Annotated in this window: 16 protein-coding genes; 9 read left to right on the top strand and 7 right to left on the bottom strand. The window is 74.0% G+C overall.

Translation table 11 applies throughout. The features are described from left to right. Positions 1–72: 72 nt before the first annotated feature. Entirely contained in the window at positions 73–1,848 is a 1,776-nt protein-coding gene (locus tag HS048_RS09090; protein WP_307832397.1) for a hypothetical protein, read from the bottom strand. Further along, the gene (locus tag HS048_RS09085) at positions 1,824–2,606 is read right to left on the bottom strand and encodes an ABC transporter ATP-binding protein (RefSeq protein WP_068894513.1); all 783 of its coding nucleotides are present in this window, start codon (positions 2,604–2,606) and stop codon (positions 1,824–1,826) included. Before HS048_RS09085 ends, HS048_RS09090 begins: the two co-directional genes overlap by 25 nt. Positions 2,607–2,749: 143 nt before the next feature. Between HS048_RS09085 and HS048_RS09080 the strand changes: the two genes are divergently transcribed. The 5 genes from HS048_RS09080 to HS048_RS09060 all read left to right on the top strand — a co-directional run bounded on the left by HS048_RS09080 (position 2,750) and on the right by HS048_RS09060 (position 7,891). Beyond that, positions 2,750–4,342 carry an acyl-CoA carboxylase subunit beta gene (locus HS048_RS09080; protein ID WP_196466685.1) on the top strand — a complete coding sequence of 531 codons (1,593 nt, stop codon included), beginning with the start codon at positions 2,750–2,752 and terminating at the stop codon, positions 4,340–4,342. Then, positions 4,339–4,536: an acyl-CoA carboxylase subunit epsilon gene (locus HS048_RS09075; protein ID WP_191894313.1), complete on the top strand. Its 198-nt coding sequence runs from the start codon at positions 4,339–4,341 to the stop codon at positions 4,534–4,536. The genes HS048_RS09080 and HS048_RS09075 overlap by 4 nt, the downstream gene beginning before the upstream one ends. A 101-nt stretch (positions 4,537–4,637) precedes the next feature. After that, on the top strand, positions 4,638–5,579 hold the full coding sequence (locus HS048_RS09070) for an NYN domain-containing protein (RefSeq protein WP_068894511.1): 942 nt from the start codon (positions 4,638–4,640) through the stop codon (positions 5,577–5,579). A 181-nt stretch (positions 5,580–5,760) separates the two neighbouring features. Continuing rightward, positions 5,761–7,362 (top strand): DNA-3-methyladenine glycosylase 2 family protein, encoded by a 1,602-nt coding sequence (locus HS048_RS09065; RefSeq protein WP_196466684.1) that lies wholly within the window; start codon positions 5,761–5,763, stop codon positions 7,360–7,362. A gap of 28 nt (positions 7,363–7,390) precedes the next feature. Next, positions 7,391–7,891, top strand: coding sequence for a methylated-DNA--[protein]-cysteine S-methyltransferase (locus tag HS048_RS09060; protein WP_068894509.1), 501 nt, complete (start codon positions 7,391–7,393; stop codon positions 7,889–7,891). A 94-nt stretch (positions 7,892–7,985) separates the two neighbouring features. On the opposite strand, the gene HS048_RS09055 is transcribed toward HS048_RS09060, so the two are convergent. Beyond that, a complete protein-coding gene (locus HS048_RS09055; RefSeq protein WP_196466683.1) occupies positions 7,986–8,651 on the bottom strand; it encodes a response regulator transcription factor in 666 nt (221 codons plus the stop codon). A gap of 96 nt (positions 8,652–8,747) precedes the next feature. Continuing rightward, positions 8,748–9,725: a HAMP domain-containing sensor histidine kinase gene (locus tag HS048_RS09050; RefSeq protein ID WP_068894507.1), complete on the bottom strand. Its 978-nt coding sequence runs from the start codon at positions 9,723–9,725 to the stop codon at positions 8,748–8,750. Between the two features lie 216 nt (positions 9,726–9,941). Here HS048_RS09050 and HS048_RS09045 point away from each other — a divergent pair, with 216 nt between their 5' ends. From HS048_RS09045 to HS048_RS09030, 4 genes are all read left to right on the top strand, one after another. Next, a complete protein-coding gene (locus HS048_RS09045) occupies positions 9,942–10,658 on the top strand; it encodes an SPFH domain-containing protein (protein ID WP_196466682.1) in 717 nt (238 codons plus the stop codon). A gap of 41 nt (positions 10,659–10,699) precedes the next feature. Beyond that, on the top strand, positions 10,700–10,972 hold the full coding sequence (locus tag HS048_RS09040; RefSeq protein ID WP_068894505.1) for a hypothetical protein: 273 nt from the start codon (positions 10,700–10,702) through the stop codon (positions 10,970–10,972). 137 nt (positions 10,973–11,109) lie between these two features. Beyond that, a complete protein-coding gene (locus HS048_RS09035) occupies positions 11,110–11,568 on the top strand; it encodes a CBS domain-containing protein (protein WP_196466681.1) in 459 nt (152 codons plus the stop codon). 440 nt (positions 11,569–12,008) lie between these two features. Further along, positions 12,009–13,295, top strand: coding sequence for an SLC13 family permease (locus HS048_RS09030; RefSeq protein ID WP_196466680.1), 1,287 nt, complete (start codon positions 12,009–12,011; stop codon positions 13,293–13,295). Between the two features lie 34 nt (positions 13,296–13,329). On the opposite strand, the gene HS048_RS09025 is transcribed toward HS048_RS09030, so the two are convergent. The 3 genes from HS048_RS09025 to HS048_RS09015 form a co-directional block, all read right to left on the bottom strand. After that, entirely contained in the window at positions 13,330–14,316 is a 987-nt protein-coding gene (locus HS048_RS09025) for a hypothetical protein (RefSeq protein WP_068894502.1), read from the bottom strand. Continuing rightward, positions 14,313–14,999 carry a hypothetical protein gene (locus HS048_RS09020; protein ID WP_196466679.1) on the bottom strand — a complete coding sequence of 229 codons (687 nt, stop codon included), beginning with the start codon at positions 14,997–14,999 and terminating at the stop codon, positions 14,313–14,315. The genes HS048_RS09025 and HS048_RS09020 overlap by 4 nt, the downstream gene beginning before the upstream one ends. Before the next feature lie 158 nt (positions 15,000–15,157). Beyond that, complete coding sequence (locus HS048_RS09015; protein WP_196466678.1) at positions 15,158–18,109, bottom strand: hypothetical protein; 2,952 nt, start codon at positions 18,107–18,109, stop codon at positions 15,158–15,160. Between the last annotated feature and the right edge of the window lie 55 nt (positions 18,110–18,164).

Genomic DNA, 18,164 nt, shown 5'->3' with positions numbered 1-18,164 from the left:
GACAGGGTATCGAGTCCGTTTTCCCCCGCGACGACCGGTCTCACCTATTGGACTAGACCAATCGCGGGCCGCTCAGCCGGGCTGGGAGATCGACCCCAGGATCTCCGGATACCGGGCGAAACCGAGGTTCCCGGCGATCCTGCGGCCCACCGCGGCGACCAGCACGCCGTACGGCACGGCGACCGCGCAGACCCAGGTGACGCCGAGCAGCACGGGCAGCGCGACGGGCAGCGCGAGCAGGGCGGTGCCGATCATCGTGGCGAACGACCCCGCGAAGGCGATGCCGCCCTGGCCCGGGGCCGCGCCGGTGAAGGCGTTGAGCCGCTCGGGCACCGTGTACGGCATCAGCACGCTGCTCAGCGCGCCCACGCCCAGTCCCACCCCCAGCACGCCCCAGGCGGTGAGCACCGCGGGCACCGCCCAGAGCGGGTCCCCGGCCAGGAAGCCCGCGACCACGGCCAGCACGGCGAGCGCGGGGACCGCGATCACGGCCACGGCCAGATGCCGCCCGGCCAGGTCGGTCCGCCAGTCCCGGGCGGTGCCGTAGACCATGGAGTTCATCCACAGCGAGCGGCCGTCGATGCCGAAGGAGTTGCACGACTGCAGGCCGATCATCAGCGCGCCCAGGCAGGCGGGGCCGATGGCGAGCGCCGGGCCGGGGGTCGCGCCCTCGCCCCCGTTGTTGAGGGAGAAGGCCATCACGCCGGTGACCGCGAGGGCGGCGAACCAGCCGACCCGGCCGCGGGGGTCGCGGCGGGCGTACCTGAGCTCCTTGGTGGCGACCGCGGCGAGCGGGCCGTCGGGCAGGAAGCGGGCCAGCAGGCCGCGGGAGTTGCGGACGGAGGCCCCCTCGGTGGAGGCGTCCGTGGTGACCATGGCCCGGCGCAGGGCGGCGATCCACAGGAAGCCGAGCCCGGCGGTCAGGAGGGCGAGGAAGGCGACCTCGGCCAGGGCCGCGGGCCCGCCGTCGGCGACGGCGTGCGCGGCCATGCCGGGCGGGGTCCAGCGCAGCACCGAGGCGATCCCGTGCAGCATCTCCCGCGGATTGCCGGAGAAGCCCTGGTTGAGCAGGAGGTTGGGCAGCTGGGCGGCCAGGATGAAGAAGACCACCGAGACCGCGAGCACGTCCCGACCGCGGCGGGTGCGCAGCACCCCGGAGAGCGAGGTGGTGACCAGCCGCGAGGTGACGATGCACAGGGCGAACTGGAGCAGCACGGCCAGCGTGCCGAGCAGCACGCCTCCGGCGCCCGCCGCCAGGCCGGCGATCGCGCCGAACGTGACGAACAGCGTGGCGGCGGGCCAGACGCCGGTGACCGAGGCGGTGAACATGCCGGCCGCGAGCCGGCCCGTGGTCAGCGGGAACAGCGCGAGGCGGGACGGGTCGAGCGTGTCGTCCAGGCCGAAGGCGAGCAGCGGGACGACCACCCAGCCGACCAGGAGCATGGTGAACAGCACGGTCACCGCGTCGGCGGCGATCTGCGGGGGCGCCGAGCGGAGCATGGCCATGGCGGAGAAGCCCAGGGCCGCGACGACGAGCGCGGCCAGCAGGGTGAAGATGAAACCGAGCAGCCGGGTGGTGTCGCCGCGCAGGTTCCCGGCGATCAGCCGGAGCTTGAGGCGGGCGAACACCGCGGGCCCCACGGGGACGGCACCCGGACCCGCGGCCGTGGTCACGCCGGATCCGGTGGCGGCACCCGAGCCCGCGGCCGCGCCGGGGCCCGTGGCCGGGGCCCGGGCCGCATCGGGACCCGTGGCCGCGGCCGTACCGGAGCCCGCGGCCGCCGTGTCCGGGCCCGCGGCGGGGCCGGTGGGGCCGTCGCCGCTCACGCCGAGGTCGCGCCCAGCCACGAGAGCCCCTCCTCTCCGCCGCCGTGCTCGGCGTGCGCGCCGACCAGGCTGAGGAACGCCTCGTTGAGGCTCCGCCCGCCGCGCACCTCGTCCAGCGGGCCCTGCGCGACGATCCGGCCGCGGCTCATCACCGAGACCCAGTCGCACAGCCGCTCGACCAGCTCCATGACGTGACTGGAGAAGACGACGGTGGAGCCGGAGGCGGTGTAGCGCCGCAGCACCTCGACCAGCGTGTTGGCGCTGACCGGGTCCACGCCCTCGAACGGCTCGTCGAGGAAGAGCACCCGGGGGTTGTGCAGCAGCGCGGCGGCCAGGCCGATCTTCTTGCGCATGCCGGTGGAGTAGTCGACGACGAGCTTGTCGGCCGACTCCGCCAGGTCCATGACGCGCAGCAGCTCCTCGGCGCGCCGCGCCACCTCGTCCTTGGGGATGCCCCGGAGCTGGCCGTTGTAGGACAGCAGCTCGCGACCGGACAGGCGCTCGAACAGGCGCAGCCCCTCGGGCAGGACGCCGATGCGGGCCTTGACCGCCACCGGGTCGCGCCAGACGTCGGCGCCGCCGATCCACACGCCGCCGCCGTCCGGGCGGAGCAGACCCGTGACCATGCTCAGCGTGGTGGTCTTGCCGGCGCCGTTGGGACCGACCAGCCCCGCGAAGCTGCCCTGCGGCACCACGAGGTCGACACCGCCCACGGCCACCTGCTGCCCGAATCTCTTCAGCAGCCCCTGCGTCCGTACCGCATCCGCAACGTCCACCATGGCCCCTAATTTGCCGAATTTACGGTTTACCCAGCCTATCCCTACGGCGTGCGACGAACGGGCGCCCCCGTTGGTTCTGGATGTCAGCGAGCGGTTACCCTGCTGCGCATGGACCTCCGGAGATGCGAGCATGGAGCCGCCGAATGAGCGCCGAGCCGGTTTCCCCCGGGATCGACATCCACACCACGGCGGGCAAGATCGCCGACCTGGAGCGCCGCCTGGACGAGGCCGCCCACGCCGGTTCCGCCCGCGCGGTGGAGAAGCAGCACGCCAAGGGCAAGATGACCGCCCGCGAGCGGGTCGCCGCGCTGCTGGACCCGGGCAGCTTCGTGGAGTTCGACGAGCTGGCCCGGCACCGGTCCACGAGCTTCGGCCTGGAGCGCGAGCGTCCCTACGGCGACGGGGTGGTGACCGGCCACGGCACGGTGGACGGCCGTCCCGTCGCGGTCTTCGCCCAGGACTTCACCGTGTTCGGCGGGTCCCTGGGCGAGGTCTTCGGCGAGAAGATCGTCAAGGTCATGGACCACGCGCTCAAGACCGGCTGCCCGGTGATCGGCATCAACGACTCCGGCGGGGCCCGCATCCAGGAGGGCGTCGTCTCCCTCGGCCTCTACGCCGAGATCTTCAAGCGGAACGTGCACGCCTCCGGCGTGATCCCGCAGATCTCGCTGGTCATGGGCCCGTGCGCGGGCGGCGCGGTCTACTCCCCCGCCCTCACCGACTTCGTCCTGATGGTCGCGGAGAAGTCGCACATGTTCATCACCGGGCCGGACGTCATCAAGACGGTCACCGGCGAGGAGGTGACCTTCGAGGAGCTCGGCGGCGCGCACACGCACAACTCCCGCTCGGGCGTGGCGCACTACGAGGCCTCCGACGAGGCCGACTGCCTGGAGTTCGCCCGGGCGCTGCTGTCCTACCTGCCGTCCAACAACATGGACGAGGCCCCGGCCTTCGACGCCGACCCGGTCCTGGAGGTCACCGAGGCCGACCGCGGGCTCGACACGCTGATCCCGGACTCGGCCAACCAGCCGTACGACATGCACACGGTGATCGAGTCCGTGCTGGACGACGGCGAGTTCCTGGAGCTGCACGCCCAGTTCGCGCCCAACATCCTGGTCGGCTTCGGGCGGGTGGAGGGGCGCTCGGTGGGCGTCGTCGCCAACCAGCCGATGAGCTTCGCCGGCACGCTCGACATCGCGGCCTCGGAGAAGGCCGCGCGGTTCGTGCGCACCTGCGACGCCTTCAACCTCCCCGTGCTGACGTTCGTCGACGTCCCCGGCTTCCTGCCCGGCACCGACCAGGAGTGGAACGGCATCATCCGCCGCGGCGCCAAGCTGCTGTACGCCTACGCCGAGGCGACCGTGCCGCTGGTCACGGTGATCACCCGCAAGGCGTACGGCGGCGCCTACGACGTCATGGGCTCCAAGCACCTGGGCGCGGACGTCAACCTGGCCTGGCCGACCGCGCAGATCGCGGTGATGGGGGCGCAGGGCGCGGTCAACATCCTCTACCGGCGGGAGCTCGCCGCGGCCGCCGATCCGGACGCCGAGCGGGCGCGGCTGGTCACCGAATACGAGGACACGCTCGCCAACCCGTATCTCGCGGCCGAAAGAGGGTATGTGGACGCGGTGATCCGACCGTCCGACACCCGGGTGCAGATCGTCAGGGCACTGCGCGCGCTGCGCAACAAGCGCGCGGCCCTGCCGCCGAAGAAGCATGGGAACATCCCGCTATGACCCACCTGAAGATCGTCCAGGGCGACGCGACGCCCGAGGAGGTCGCCGCGCTGGTCCTCGCCCTGACCTCGCGCAGCATTTCGCCCGAGAAAGTCACACGAAAATCAGAAAATTGGCGTAATCCCGCCCATCGAATGCGAAAGCCGCTTCCGGTCGGACAAGGCGCGTGGAGATCGAGCGGGCTGCCAAGATAGATCCCCGGAACAGGGTGTCAAGTCGCTTGAGAGTTGGGACCATCTAAGAAATGGGCGCATATAGTCAGCCGATCAGCTAGCCACGAGGCCTGGAGGACGACATGGCCATCCTTGACCTCACCGCTCACCCCGTCGCCGCGAAGTACGCCGTGCTGGTCGACGTGGGTTACCTGTACGCCGCGGCGGGCGAAGTGCTGCTGGGCGCCAAGGAGCGCAAGGAGTACAAGGTCGCCGCGGACGAGCTGATCCAGGCACTGCAGAAGCACGCCGAGGCGCGCATCCACGGCGAGCTGCTCCGGATCTACTGGTACGACGCCGCCCGTGACCGCGTGCCCACCGTCGACCAGCGCGTCATCGCCCAGCTCCCCTGGGTCAAGGTCCGCCTGGGCAACCTCAACGCCCGCGGCCAGCAGAAGGGCGTGGACGCGCAGATCAGGAGCGACCTGGAGGCGCTGGCCCGCCACCACGCGGTCAGCGACACGATCCTGCTCGCCGGGGACGAGGACATGGTCCCCGCGGTCGAGGCCGCCCAGGCCTACGGCGTGCGCATCCACCTGTGGGGCGTCGAGCCGCCGTACGGCACCAACCAGGCCGAGCGGCTCGTCTGGGAGGCCGACACCGTCGAGATCCTCAGCGCCGACTTCCTGCGCGACTTCTTCAGCCGCGCCCCTCAGCCCGTCCCGGTCCCACCGGCCGCCCCCTCCCCCGCGCAGGTCTTCGCCGGCCGCACCCCGGCCGCGATCAAACCGAAGATCCCGGCCGGTCAGGTCGCCAAACTCGGCCCCAGCCGCCCCCGCGTCGAGGAGGTCGGCGAGCACGTCGCCCAGAAGTGGATCCTCACCCGCGGCCGCGACAACATCCGCGACCTGCTCCCCGGCCCGATCCTGCCCACGGTCATCGACACCGAGCTGCTGATCGAGGCGGAGAAGGAGCTCGGCCACTCCCTGCGGCCGTTCCCCGAGGCCCGCGTCTGGCTCCGCGACGGCTTCTGGGCCCGCGTCTACCGCGAGTTCGACCTGGGGGTCGGCATCTCCTCCAAGTGATCGCGACGCGAACGGTTCCGGTCCGAGCGGGCACGATCCGAGCGGGCACGATCCGGGAGGGCACGATCCGGGAGGTTGCGGCCGGCGGTGCGGACACCCGCCGCCGGCGTTCCCGCCGCGGTCACGGTCGCGTCCGATTCCCGCCAGTCGTACGGCGTGCGCTGCGGATAGCGTCGTAGACGTGTCCGTGAGAGAGCTCGACTTCGATTCCTGTTACCGTGCCGTCGCCGCGCGGGACGCCCGGTTCGACGGGCGGTTCTACACGGCGGTCACCTCGACCCGGATCTACTGCCGCCCGATCTGCCCGGCCCGCACGCCCGCCTCCCGCAACGTGCGTTTCTACCGGCACGCCGCCTCCGCCGAGGCGGCCGGGTTCCGGCCCTGCCGGCGGTGCCGCCCGGAGCTCAGTCCCGGCGATCCCGGCTGGGACCACCGGGGCGACCTGATCGGCCGGGCGCTCCGGCTGATCGACGAAGGTGTGGCCGACGATGCCGGGGTGGCGGGGCTGGCCGGACGGCTGCACGTCACCGAACGGCACCTGCGCCGGCTGTTCACCGCCGAGCTGGGCACCGGCCCGCTGGCCGTGGCCAGGACCAAGCGCCTGCTGCTGGCCAAGCAGCTGCTGACCGAGACCGGCCTGCCGATCACCGACGTGGCGTTCGCCTCGGGATTCGGGAGCGTGCGGCAGTTCAACGCGACGATGAAGGAGACCTACGGCTTCACCCCCGGCGACCTGCGGGCCGCGGCCGGGCGGGCGGGTCGACCGGCCGGGACCGGCGTCCCCGTCGGCGGAGGCGGAACGGGCGCGGCGGGCGGCGGATCCCGGGCCGCCGCTCCCGTCGGCGGGTCCGGCGACGCGCTGACGCTCCGGCTGCACGTGCGGGAGCCGTACGACGCCGGGGCGCTGATGCGGTTCCTGGCCGGCCGGGCGATCCCGGGCTTGGAGCGGGTCGCCGGCCCGGGCGGCGCGCACGGCCCCGGCGCCTCCGTCGCCTTCGGCCGGGAGGGCGACGCCGGACCGGGCGGCGCGGGCGGCTGGAGTTACACCCGCGCCGTCCCCGGAGGGGTGATCACCCTGACGCCCCTGCCCGGCCACGTGCGTCTCGACGCGCGTCTCGGCGACACCCGCCACCTGGCCCGCGTCGTCGCCCGCTGCCGCCGCCTCCTCGACCTCGACGCCGACCCCGGGGCCATCGCCTCCGCCCTCGGCGAGACCGCGCTGGGCCCGCTCGTCGAGGCCCGTCCCGGCCTGCGGGTGCCCGGCGCGTGGGACGGGTTCGAGGTCGCCGTCCGCGCGGTGGTCGGTCAGCAGATCTCCGTGGCCGGGGCCCGCACCATCCTCGGCCGCATCGCGGCCCGGGCCGGGCGGCCCGCCGTACCCGGGATGGAGGGCGGCCCGCCCGGAGCGGACGCCCCGGAGGTCCACCACCTGTTCCCCACCGCCGGGGAGCTCCTGGAGGCCGACCTGGACGGGCTCGGACTGACCGGGCGGCGCATCGCCACACTGCGGGCGCTCGCGGAGCGCGTCGCGGGCGGCGAGATCGACCTGGACGGCGCGCAGGAGCCCGGCGAGGCCGTGTCCGAGCTGCTCCGTGTGCCCGGGATCGGGCCGTGGACGGCCGGTTACGTCGCGCTGCGGGCGCTGCGCGACCCCGACGCGTGGCCCGAGGGCGACCTGGGGTTGCGCCGGGCCATGGCGTGCCTGGGCATCCCCGACGACCACGTCGAGCGGTGGCGCCCCTGGCGGGCGTACGCCGCCCTCCACCTCTGGAGTTCCGAATGACCGCCTTTCCCACGACCGAGGAGCCACGATGATCCAGGCACAGATCCTGCCCACCCCGGCCGGACCGCTCTCGCTGCTGTCCCACGAGGGGGTGCTCGTCGCGGCGGGCTTCACCGCCGACCCGGACGAGATGCTCGCCCGGCTCTCACCCGCGCTCCGGGCCCTGGGCATGACCCGGGTCGACGACCTCGGCCACGCCGCGCAGGCCGTACGCGACTATCTGGACGGCGACCTGAAGGCGCTCGACGGCGTGGCGGTGAGCCAGCCCGGCACGCCCAGGCGGCAGCGGTTGCTCACGGCGCTGCGCGAGGTGCCGCCGGGCGCCACGGTCACCTACGCCGAGCTGGCCGAGCGCGCGGGCATGCCCCGGACGGCCGCCAGGGCCGCGGGCGGGGCCTGCGCGCAGAACCTGATCGCCCCGTTCGTGCCCTGCCACCGCGTCCTGCCGTCCACCGGCGGCTACGGCGGCTACTACTACGGCACGCCGGTCAAGCAGTGGCTGCTCGCCCACGAGGCCGGGACGCTCTGACCGGCCCCGGATCCCTCGCACTCCTGGGCGCGACACCCGGGGATGCGTCCGGAGTCCGGCGCGCGGCAGGCCGCCCGAGCGTCCCGGAACGGCCTCAGGGTTCGACCAGTCCGGCCCGGATCGCGTACCTGGTCAGTTCCAGCCGGTCGCGCATGCCGAGTTTCTGCAGGATGTTCGCGCGGTGCCGGTCGACCGTCTTGACGCTGATGAACAGCGTCTCGGCGATCTCCTTGGAGGAGTTCCCCTCGGCGATCAGCTTGACGATCTCCTCCTCCCGGGGGGTCAGGATGCTCTCGGGCAGGCGCCCGCCCTGCCGGTCGCGCTGCAGGTACTCGCGGATGAGCGCGGTGACGGCGCCCGGATAGAGGAAGGGCTCGCCGCGCATGGCCGCCCGGCAGGCCTCCAGCAGGTCCCGGTCGGCGACCGACTTGAGCACGTAGCCCGAGGCCCCGGCCTTGAGCGACTCGAAGAAGTACTGCTCGTTGTCGTACATGGACAGCATCAGGATGCGGATGCCCGGAGCCCGCCGGGAGATCTCCCTGGCGGCCTGGATTCCGGTCATCCGGGGCATCGCGATGTCCAGGATCGCCAGGTCGACCTCCGCCTCCGAGGCGGCCTCGACCGCCTCGGCGCCGTCCGCGACCTCCGCGACGACCGCCAGGTCCGGCTCGGCGTCGAGGATCAGCCGCAGCCCGTGCCGGACCAGGGCGTGGTCGTCCGCCAGCAGGATCCGCGTCGGGGAAGGGTTCACCGGGTTCATCTCCGATCCGCCGCCACAGGCACGAAAGGGTTCACCGGGCTCATCCCCGGTCCGCCGTCACAGGCACCGTCACAGGCACGAAAGGGTTCACCGGGCTCATCCCCGGTCCGCCGTCGCGGGCACGACCAGGCGCACCTCGGTGCCGCCCCCGGGCGCGGGGGCGAAGGTCAGGCGGGCGCCGATGAGGAGCGCGCGCTCCCGCATGCCGCGGATGCCCGCGCCCTCCCTGAGCTCCCCTCCCCGCCCGTCGTCCGTGATGCGCAGGACCACCGCGCCCTCCTCGGCGGTCAGCGAGAGCTCCGCCCGGGTGGCGCGGGCGTGCCTGGCCACGTTCGTCAGGCCCTCCTGCGCGATCCGGTAGAGGACGAGCTCGGCCGCGGGCCCGAGCTCGGGCAGGTCGGCGGCCAGCTTGCGGACCACCCGCACACCGCTGCCCTGGGAGAACTCCGCCGCCAGGCTGTTGAGCGCGCTGAGCAGCCCCAGGTCCTCCAGCACGCCGGGGCGGAGCCTGCGGGCCACCTGGCGCACCTCGTCCAGACTGGCACGGACCGTCTCCTGCACGGCGTGCAGCTCCTCCCGCAGCTCCTCCGGCGCGCGGTCCACCACCCGCTTCAGGCCGAGCAGCACCACGGTGAGGCTCTGTCCGATCTCGTCGTGCAGCTCCCGGGCGATGCGCTGCCGCTCGCCCTCCTGCGCGGCCAGCGCGTGCGCGCTGCTCGCGTTGCGCTCCGCCTCCAGCCGGTCGAGCATCGCGTTGAAGGCGTCGATCACGTACGTGAGGTCGCCGTTGCCGCTGTCGGTGAGCCGGTCGCTCGGCCTCAACAGGTCCACCCGCTGCATGAGCGCGGTGAGCGCGCCGAGCGGGGCCAGGCTGGTGCGGAGCAGCAGCGCGTTGGCGGCGAGGATCAGCGCCAGCCCGACCGCCAGGACGGGCACCTCGGTGAGCAGGACCGGCGAGGAGACCGTGGCGGGCGAGAGCGCCAGGACGAGCGTGCCGACCGTGAACACCAGGCCGTTGATCGCGAACAGCCTGCGGAACAGCGCCTGCGCCGGTGTCCTCTGGGAATCGCCCATGTCTCCAACCTCATCGCGACCGGGCCCGTCCGTCCATGCGGGGCGCCCCCCACAGGGCCGCGCCTCCTCCCATTCCCACCTGGTCCCTCTACATGTCGTCCCCCACCGGAGATGGGTGTCGGCCCCGATGGTCTCGCGAGAGGGTCCGGCACACAATTGAAACAGGGCGATTTGCGCAAAATGTCCAAAACAGGGCAGTCAGTTCAGGGGGACGTCATGACCGTACTCGGAAACGGCCCGCAGGCGGGGCTCGCCGTCGAGGCGCTGCCCGCCTGGATCGTCGCGGGCACCGTGGCGCTGGGCGCGCTCGCGGCCCTCGCCGCCTGCTCGGTCCGCCTCGTCCGCCCCGGCGAGCGCCTCGTCGTGTTCAGGCTCGGCCGTCCGGCCGGGGTGCGGGGTCCTGGGATCGTCCTCGTGCTGCCGCTCCTGGAGCGCGGCGTACGGGTCCCGCTCCGTCCGGTCCGCATCGACCTGCTCTGGGTGGAGGCCACCACCCGCGACGGCGTGGCCGTGACGGTCAACGGCGCCGTGCTCGCGGCGGTGCGCGACCCGGTCCGCCACTGCCTGGCCGGGGACTCTCCGCTCTCCGCGGTGACCACCGCGGCGGAGGATGAGGTCCGCCGCCACGTCGCCGGGCGCGACCTGGCGGAGCTGTACGCACCGCCCGGCGGTGAACTGCGCGAACCGGCCTCCCGGATCACCGGCAGGACCCGGGAGCAGGGCGTCGAGGTCACCCGCGTCGAGCTCGGCCGGATCGAGGTCCCGCTCAGCACGGGTCTGATCCGCTGGGCGGAGGGCTTCCGCGCCCGCACCCGCCCGGCCGCCCGCAGCCGGCCGTCCACCGCCCGCATCCGCCCGGCCGCCCGCGGCCGGCCGGTCCGCACCCGGCAGGAGCGCTCCCGAGCGGACCGCGTCCTCCACCCGCGCCCCTGACCCGTCCTTCTCCACTCCGCCCACACGAACGGAGGCACAACATGGACATCACCCACACCACCGTCCCGGGCACCGGAACCGTGCACCACTTCGAGACCAGGAACGGACAGCGGTTCTGCGTGCTGGTGGACGAGAACGACCGTCTCTCCCTGATGATCTACGGCCCCGACGACCCCGACCTCGCGGTGGAGTGCGTCGTCATGGAGCGCGACGAGGCCGCCCAGGTCGCGGAGATCCTCCAGCCCCGGCCCATCGCCGACCGGATCGCCGACCTCGAACACCGCGTCGCCGCACTCACCGGAGGGCCGTCGTGACGAGAACGGGCAGGGAGGGCGCGCCTTTCCCGAGGACCCGGGAGAGGCACTTCCGGATCCCGGCGGCGCACGCCCCCGACACGAAACGCCACCGCCCGGAATCGGGCCGCACCCGGAGAGCCCGGAGGGACGGTGTCATGCAGGCACGCGATATCGCCGTGAAACTGCCCACGGTGACGATCCAGGACCCGGTCACCAGAGCGGTGCGGGTGATGACACTGGCCCGCCTGCCGGGACTGATCGTCGTCGACGACGACTCGCGGCCCCGCATGGTGCTGCCCGGCACCCAGGTGCTGCGGATGACGGTCCCCGGCGCCTACCAGGAGGACCCGGCGCTCGCCCGGACCGTCGACGAGGCCCGTGCCGACCTGTTCTGGCAGGAGCAGGGCGATCTGACGGTGGGCGACTGCCTGCCGCGCCAGCCCGTCAAGCCCGCCACGGTGGCCCTCGACGCGACGCTGCTGGAGGTGGCGGCCCTCATGGCACGCCTGCGCAGCCCGCTGGTGGCGGTGGTCGACCACGCGGGGGTCCTGTTCGGCACGATCACCCTGGACCGCCTGCTCACCAGCCTGGCCCTGGCCGGTCCGGACGACTGACCCCGCCGGGGCGCTCCCGGACCGTCCCGCACGGAGCGCCCGGACGACCTTCCCGGCCGGAACCTCACCGACCGTCCCGCACGGACCGCCCCGGGCGGTCTTCCCGGCCGGAGGCTCGCGGAGCGCCCCGGCCGGGCCTTTCCCGCCCGCCGCACACCGCCACGGTCCTCACCCGCCCGCCGTACACCACCGCGGTCCTCGCCCGCCCGCCGTACACCACCCCGATCCTGTTCCGCCCGCCGTACACCCCGATCCTGTTCCGCGCGCCCGGGATCCCGCACGCCCCGCGGGACCCCTCACACGCACACGCCGTTCGGAGGCTTTCCCATGCACGACTTCCGGCGACGCCCTCTGGGCATGCCCCGGCCCTCGACACCGTCCCGCCGGACCCGGCCCACCGTCCCGGCCGTGACCCGGACCGGACCGCCGGGGCGTGGCCGATGAGCGCCCTCGCCGCGCTCGCCGTCTTCGTGGTGGCGTTCTTCTACATCGCCACGGAGAAGGCGGACAAGGTCAAGGTGGTGCTCATCGCCGCCGGGGTCATGGCGGTGCTCGGGCTGATCCCCGGCTCGGAGGTGTTCTTCTCCGAGCACGAGGGCGTCGACTGGAACGTGATCTTCCTGCTGCTGGGCATGATGATCATCGTGGGGATCCTCAAGCAGACGGGGGTCTTCGACCACCTCGCCATCTGGGCCGCCAAGAGGTCCCAGGGCAGGCCGTACCGGCTGATGGTGATGCTGATGATCATCACCGCCGTCGCCTCCCCGTTCCTGGACAACGTCACCACGGTCATGCTCGTCGCCCCGGTCACCGTCGTCGTGTGCAACCGGCTGGGCGTCCCGGCCCAGCCCTACCTCATCGCCGAGATCCTCGCCTCCAACATCGGCGGCGCGGCCACGCTCATCGGCGACCCGCCCAACATCATCATCGGCAGCCGGGCCGGGCTGACGTTCAACGACTTCCTCGTCCACATGGCGCCGATCGTCGTGGTGACCTTCACCGGGTTCGTGCTGCTGACCCGCGTGCTGTTCAGGAAGTCGTTCCGCTACAACCCCGACCGCGTGGCCGCCGTCATGGCGCTCCAGGAACGGCGCGCCATCACCGACCCGCGCCTGCTCACGCGCTGCCTGGTCGTGCTCGGTCTCGTCATCGCCGGCTTCGGACTGCACTCCGTCCTGCACGTCGAACCGTCGATCGTCGCACTGGTCGGCGCCGGAGTGATGGTCCTGGTGTCGGGCACCGACGTCTCGGAGACCCTCCGCGAGGTCGAGTGGCCGACCCTGGTGTTCTTCACCGGCCTGTTCGTCATGGTCGCCGGGCTGGTGCACACCGGTGTCATCTCCACCGTGGGCGGCTGGGCGATCGACGTGGTGGGCGACGACTTCTTCGGCGCGGCGACCGCGCTGCTGTTCGGCTCCGCCGCGCTGGGCGCCTTCTTCGACAACATCCCCTACGTCGCCACCATGGCGCCCGTCGTCGAGGGGCTCGTGGCCCAGGCGCCCGACCCGGCCACCGGGCAGGCGCTGTGGTGGGCCTTCGCGCTGGGCGCCGACTTCGGCGGGAACGGCACCGCGGTGGCCGCCAGCGCCAACGTCGTCGTCATCGGCATCGCCGCCCGCTCCGGCCATCCCATCTCCTTCTGGCGGTTCACCAGATACGGCATCCTCGTCACGGCCCTGAGCTCGGTGGTGGCCTGGGTCTACGTCTGGCTCCGCTACTTCGCCTGAGCCGGCCGGGACACCGCCGGGACACCCCGGGCGCTCAGTCGCCCCGGACGACGCTCTGCACCTCGCCCACCGGGACGTCCCGGGTGGCGCCCACCTGGACGGGGTCGTAGGGGTCGAACGCGAACGGCGCCACACCGCTCTGGTCCTGCCCCTGGGCCGTCACCTCCCACACCGAGGTCACCGTCAGCTCGTAGACCCCGCGCGGCTGATCGACCGAGGCCCGCAGGTAGCGGACACCGCAGGTGAACTCCTGGCCCCTGGCGTACGGCCTGCCGCGTGCGCCGCAGTCCTTCCGCACCTCGGCCCGGTCGGCGGTCGTACCGGGATCGATCTCGATGTCGTCGAGCGTGGCGGTCACGGTCGCGCTCATGACGCCCGGGAGCGTGGCCGTCACCGACCGCGTGGTCGCCCCCGCCCCGTCCAGCCAGACCCAGGTCGGCAGGTTGACGTAGCTTCTGACGTCCGGGTTCAGCCTGATCCTCGGCTCGGGCACGGTCAGCGCGGCGCGGGCGATGTCGGCGAGCTCGGCCATGGTGATCCCGCCGGGCGGGGGCGGGGAGCCCTCCGGCACCCACACGTAGGAGTCCAGCCCCTGCGCGCACGCCAGCCCCGCGGGGTCGCCCTCGTTGTGGGCGGGCAGCCACCAGCGGCCCTTCTCGCCGGCCTTCTCCTTGAACTGCTCGACGAACTTCTGCTGCGCCTTCGCGTTCTCCCGGTCGCGCGTCCACCACGCCTTGCCCCGCTGCTGCTGCGCCAGCATGTCGAGGCCGTCCAGGGACGGCTCGTACCAACACGGGCGCTTGAGGCGGTAGCCGTCACCCTTCCCGGCCCCGGCGCCGTTCCCGCTGATCACGATCCGGGAGTTCTTCAGCCAGACACCGGCCCGCTTGCCGTCCTGGGTCACCCCGCCCGACGGCGGGTCGCCCGCCGCCGCGCGGGCCGCCGTGCCCCCGGCGGCGTGTGCCGCCCCCACCGTCGCCAGGGCCAGCAGGATCGCGCCGGCGGCTCTTCTCACGGTCATCGCAGACATCTCTTCGCATCCTCGCTGGGGTACAGGGCGTGACTGAAGGACTGGATGCGCAGGACGCCGCCGTCCTCGCGCAGGTCGGCGGCGTGCAGGAAGGGCTCGGCCATCCACGCGTCCCGCGGCGTGGCCTCCCTGCCCGTGCGCGTGTCGACCGTCCGCGTCCCGGCCATGTCCACACACGCGCTGAGCCGTACGCCGCCCTGCGCGAGCGGCTCGGTCGCGAACCCGTACAACCGGACCGTCCCGTGCAGCGCGTGGTGGTCGCGCCAGTAGGAGGCCACCCAGTCGTAGTCCTGGCGCACCGCCTCCTCGCCGAGCAGGTCGAGGTAGGCGGTCTCGCTCCCGGTCGGGTCCCGGTCGCCGAGGGAGACGATCCGCAGGGACCCGGCGTAGTAGGCGCGGAAGGCCGCGACCGCCCCGGCGGTGGCCGCGTCGGCCGCGACCGGCGGCTCGACCACCAGCCGCATGTCCGGCCCGGCCTGCACCGTCTCGGCCCGCGGGCTCCGCCCGGCCCGCGGTGTGCCGTCCGCTCCCGGCGTTGGGGCGGAGGGTCCGGACGCCGCAGCCGTACCCGCCGCTCCGTCCACCGGGACGAACGGCTCCGCGGCCGACGGGGCGCACCCCGCGAGCGCGAGCGGCACCAGCACGGCCGCCGCGGCCAGGATCCCGCGCCGCACGGCCAGGATCCCGCACCGCACGGCCGAGAACCCGCCCGGGACCGCCGCGATCCCGTGCCGGACCGCCCCCGGCGTTCCCCGCGGCCCTTTCCGCGGGATCTTCCGCGGACTCTCCGCCGAGGTGTCCATCCCTGCCTCCGTCCCGGTCCGCCCGCCGCTCATGCCGACGGCGCCGAGCTCATCCGCCACGCGGGCAGCAGCTCGTCGATGAGGGCCTCGGTCTCCGGGGCCATCCCGCCCCCGTAGGGGTGGGACTCGGCCCGCCGGTGCAGGGCCTCGGCCACGGCCCGCAGGCGGGCGGGGTCCCCGGTCCGGTGGGTCGCCCGGAGCAGGTCCCGCCAGAGCCCCTCGTCGTCGGCGGCCAGCAGCAGCCCGGCCCGCACCGCGGCCACCGCCCGGCCGGGTTCGCCGGCGGCCAGCCACACCTCGCACGACCGGTGCGCCGCGTCGGCCACACCCGCCGCCACGTCGTACTCCAGGTCGTCGGCGGCCAGCCACGCGTAGCGGCCGCGCGGGCGGCCGCTCAGCAGCGGGCCCCGCACCAGGCCGAGCGCCTGCTCCAGCAGTACGGCACGCGCCGCGGCGTCCGCGTGGGACCGGCGGACCAGCTCCCGGAAGAGCATCCAGTCGGTGCGCACCTCCGGACCGAGGCGCAGCCGCCCGGACTCGTCGGCGTACAGGTTGGGCCTGCCCTCGGAGTCGGCGCCCAGCCAGGCGACGACGCGGGCGATGGTGGCGTCCCTGACCACGGCCTGCACGCCGCGCGGCCACAGCACCCCGCCGAGCACGACCGGGTGCACGCCGCCCGGATGGGTCGCCAGGTAGACGACCATCTCGACGGCGAGCCCGGCCCGGCCCTCCTCCATCGGCGGCGGGCCCGCGATCTCGATCGGGCCGAGGATCCGCACCTCCACCGACGGGTTCGGGGTGACGGGCCCGGCCTCGTCGTCCACGGGCTCGCCCTCCAGCCGCCGGGCGGTCGAGAACAGCTCGACCAGGGCCCGGTACTGGCGGCGGGGCAGCAGCTGCGCGGCCACCTCGAAGCCGAGCGCGTCCACCCGGAGCCGGCCGTCCCCGTCGATCTCCCAGTTCCACGTGGCGTGCGGGACGTCCCCGGCGATGACGTACCCGGCGGCCGTCCGGGCGCCCGTGCGGGCCAGCACCGCCAGCCTGCGGGCCTCCTCGGCGCTCGGCGGGACCGCCGAGAGCAGGTAGTGCGGCGACCAGACGGGGTCGCCGGCCCGGCCGTGGATCCGCCCGGTGAGCACCTCGGCGCCGTGCCCCCGGTCGGCCGCCGCCCGGGCCTCGGCCTCCAGCTCGGGCAGGACCTCCTCCAGGCCGCTCGCGCACCTGATCCGCTCGGGCGCGATCACGGTCAGCTCCTCGCCGAAGCCGACGAGCGTGACGCGCATCCGGTCCGACCAGCGGTTGGTGGCCAGTTCCACGGCGAGCGCGGCCAGGGCCGCGGTGGTCTGCGCGCCCCGGACGGCGATCAGGCCGTGGGCGGCCTCCAGGTCGACGAGCACCCGCCCCTCGCCGTCCCCGCCCAGGGAGACCAGTCCCGGGTAGGGCGCGGGCGCGTCGGCCAGCGCCGCCTCGTCCAGCATCCGGCCCTCGTGGGCGGGGAGCCGCCAGACCTGGCCCCCGTCGTGGGCGGCCCACGGCGCGGGGGCGTCCGGGTCCGGAGGATGGATCCACAGGTCGAGGTGGCGCGGGGACAGGTGCGCGGCGTAGACCGTCGGGGGGACCCGCCCGGCCGCCGCCAGGGACCGGCCGAGCAGCCGCAGCCCGATGTCCAGCATCCGGCTCCCGGGGGCGTCCGCGCCGAGCCTGAGCGCGAGCTCGGCCTGGGCCGCGTCCTCCCGGGGGCGGACGATCCGGCGTCCGAACGCCCGGTGCCAGAGCTGCTCCCTGCGCCTGCGTCCGAGCGCCGCCAGCAGGCCGGCCGCGGCCAGCGAGGCCCCGGCCAGGTAGTCGAGCATCCCCAGGCCGGACTCGCCGGACTCGCCGGAGCCGCCGGAGCCGAAACCGGGTTCCGCCGACTCCGCCGAGCCCGCGGAACCCGGTCTCTCGGACCCCGGACCCTCCGCCCCCGGGGAACCGGTGGAGTCCCCGGACCCCGGGGAACCCTCCGCCTCCGGAGCGGCGGGGGCCCGGTCGGCCTCCGCGGGCGGATCGGCCCGCTCAGGGACCGGCTCGGGCCGTACGACCGGCCGTTCCGGGACCGGCTCGGGCCGTACGGCCGGCCGCTCCCGCGACTCGGCGGGAGCCTCCGCGGGGAGGTCGGCCCCGCCCGGGACGACGTACCGGGTCCGGCCGTCGAGCTCGGCGGGCCTGCCCGGATGGTCGTCGAGGGTGTCGGGCCGGGGCTGGGCGGCCGGCACGATGTGGACGTTGCGCGCGTCGTCCGGCATGTCGAGCACCCAGCCGGGCCTGATCAGGTCCGCGATGCGCAACCGGCTCCCGTCGGGCTGCTCCTTGTGCTGGTTGAGCCGGTAGATCTCCGGGTAGCGGCGCCCGTCCCCGAGGCACTTCTCCGCGATCTCCCACAGGCTCTCGTGGTGCCGCCCGTGCGGCGGCTGGACCACGTAGACCTTCTTGGCCTTGCCCACCGGCACCAGCGGCGCCCGCTCCGCGGTGGCCGGCGCGGCCAGCGGGGACGTCCCGGCCGCGACGGCGGCCGGGCGGTCGGCGGGCGGACCGGCCGGCCGCAGGAGCGGGACCGCCACCGCCGAGACCGTGAACAGCAGCAGGACCGCCGAGACCAGCCGGTTGGCCAGCGCCTGCGTGCCCCCGGCCAGCGGGACCCGGGCGGGCATGCCGACCCGGCGGATCCCGGCGTACAGCTCGACGAGCACGCACACGACCAGCTGCAGCCAGGCGAGCCAGACCAGCAGCACCAGGATCGCCACGATCGTGCCGGTGCCGACCCGGCTGGTCAGCAGGTCGAGGTCGAGCAGCTCAGGGGTGAGCGGCGGCCCGGCGAGCCGGAGCAGCGCGTACGGGACGCCGCCGAGCAGCGCGACCAGCACCGCCAGCGCGCCGAGCCCGGCGAGCAGGTCGCCGGTCGTGCGCCTCGGCCTGATGCGCATGGGCTGTCGCGTCGGCATGCGTCTTCCTCCGTGTCCAGATTCGTCGTCCTTCACCCGCTCGGCCAGTGGTTCG

It is taken from the genome of Planomonospora sp. ID91781 (assembly GCF_015711595.1).
GTDB classification, from domain to species: domain Bacteria; phylum Actinomycetota; class Actinomycetes; order Streptosporangiales; family Streptosporangiaceae; genus Planomonospora; species Planomonospora parontospora.
The sequence above is the reverse complement of the archived record's forward strand: the minus strand, read 5'-3'. Positions and strand labels throughout refer to the sequence as shown.

What these genes read in the sequence shown, in the direction of transcription:
- HS048_RS09050 (WP_068894507.1), bottom strand. Translation starts at nt 9,725, where the DNA reads ATGGGCGATTCCCAGAGGACACCGGCGCAGGCGCTGTTCCGCAGGCTG.
- HS048_RS09045 (WP_196466682.1), top strand. Translation starts at nt 9,942, where the DNA reads ATGACCGTACTCGGAAACGGCCCGCAGGCGGGGCTCGCCGTCGAGGCG.
- HS048_RS09030 (WP_196466680.1), top strand. Translation starts at nt 12,009, where the DNA reads ATGAGCGCCCTCGCCGCGCTCGCCGTCTTCGTGGTGGCGTTCTTCTAC.
- HS048_RS09060 (WP_068894509.1), top strand. Translation starts at nt 7,391, where the DNA reads ATGATCCAGGCACAGATCCTGCCCACCCCGGCCGGACCGCTCTCGCTG.
- HS048_RS09055 (WP_196466683.1), bottom strand. Translation starts at nt 8,651, where the DNA reads ATGAACCCGGTGAACCCTTCCCCGACGCGGATCCTGCTGGCGGACGAC.
- HS048_RS09070 (WP_068894511.1), top strand. Translation starts at nt 4,638, where the DNA reads ATGGCCATCCTTGACCTCACCGCTCACCCCGTCGCCGCGAAGTACGCC.
- HS048_RS09040 (WP_068894505.1), top strand. Translation starts at nt 10,700, where the DNA reads ATGGACATCACCCACACCACCGTCCCGGGCACCGGAACCGTGCACCAC.
- HS048_RS09075 (WP_191894313.1), top strand. Translation starts at nt 4,339, where the DNA reads ATGACCCACCTGAAGATCGTCCAGGGCGACGCGACGCCCGAGGAGGTC.
- HS048_RS09025 (WP_068894502.1), bottom strand. Translation starts at nt 14,316, where the DNA reads ATGACCGTGAGAAGAGCCGCCGGCGCGATCCTGCTGGCCCTGGCGACG.
- HS048_RS09080 (WP_196466685.1), top strand. Translation starts at nt 2,750, where the DNA reads ATGAGCGCCGAGCCGGTTTCCCCCGGGATCGACATCCACACCACGGCG.
- HS048_RS09035 (WP_196466681.1), top strand. Translation starts at nt 11,110, where the DNA reads ATGCAGGCACGCGATATCGCCGTGAAACTGCCCACGGTGACGATCCAG.
- HS048_RS09085 (WP_068894513.1), bottom strand. Translation starts at nt 2,606, where the DNA reads ATGGTGGACGTTGCGGATGCGGTACGGACGCAGGGGCTGCTGAAGAGA.
- HS048_RS09015 (WP_196466678.1), bottom strand. Translation starts at nt 18,109, where the DNA reads ATGCCGACGCGACAGCCCATGCGCATCAGGCCGAGGCGCACGACCGGC.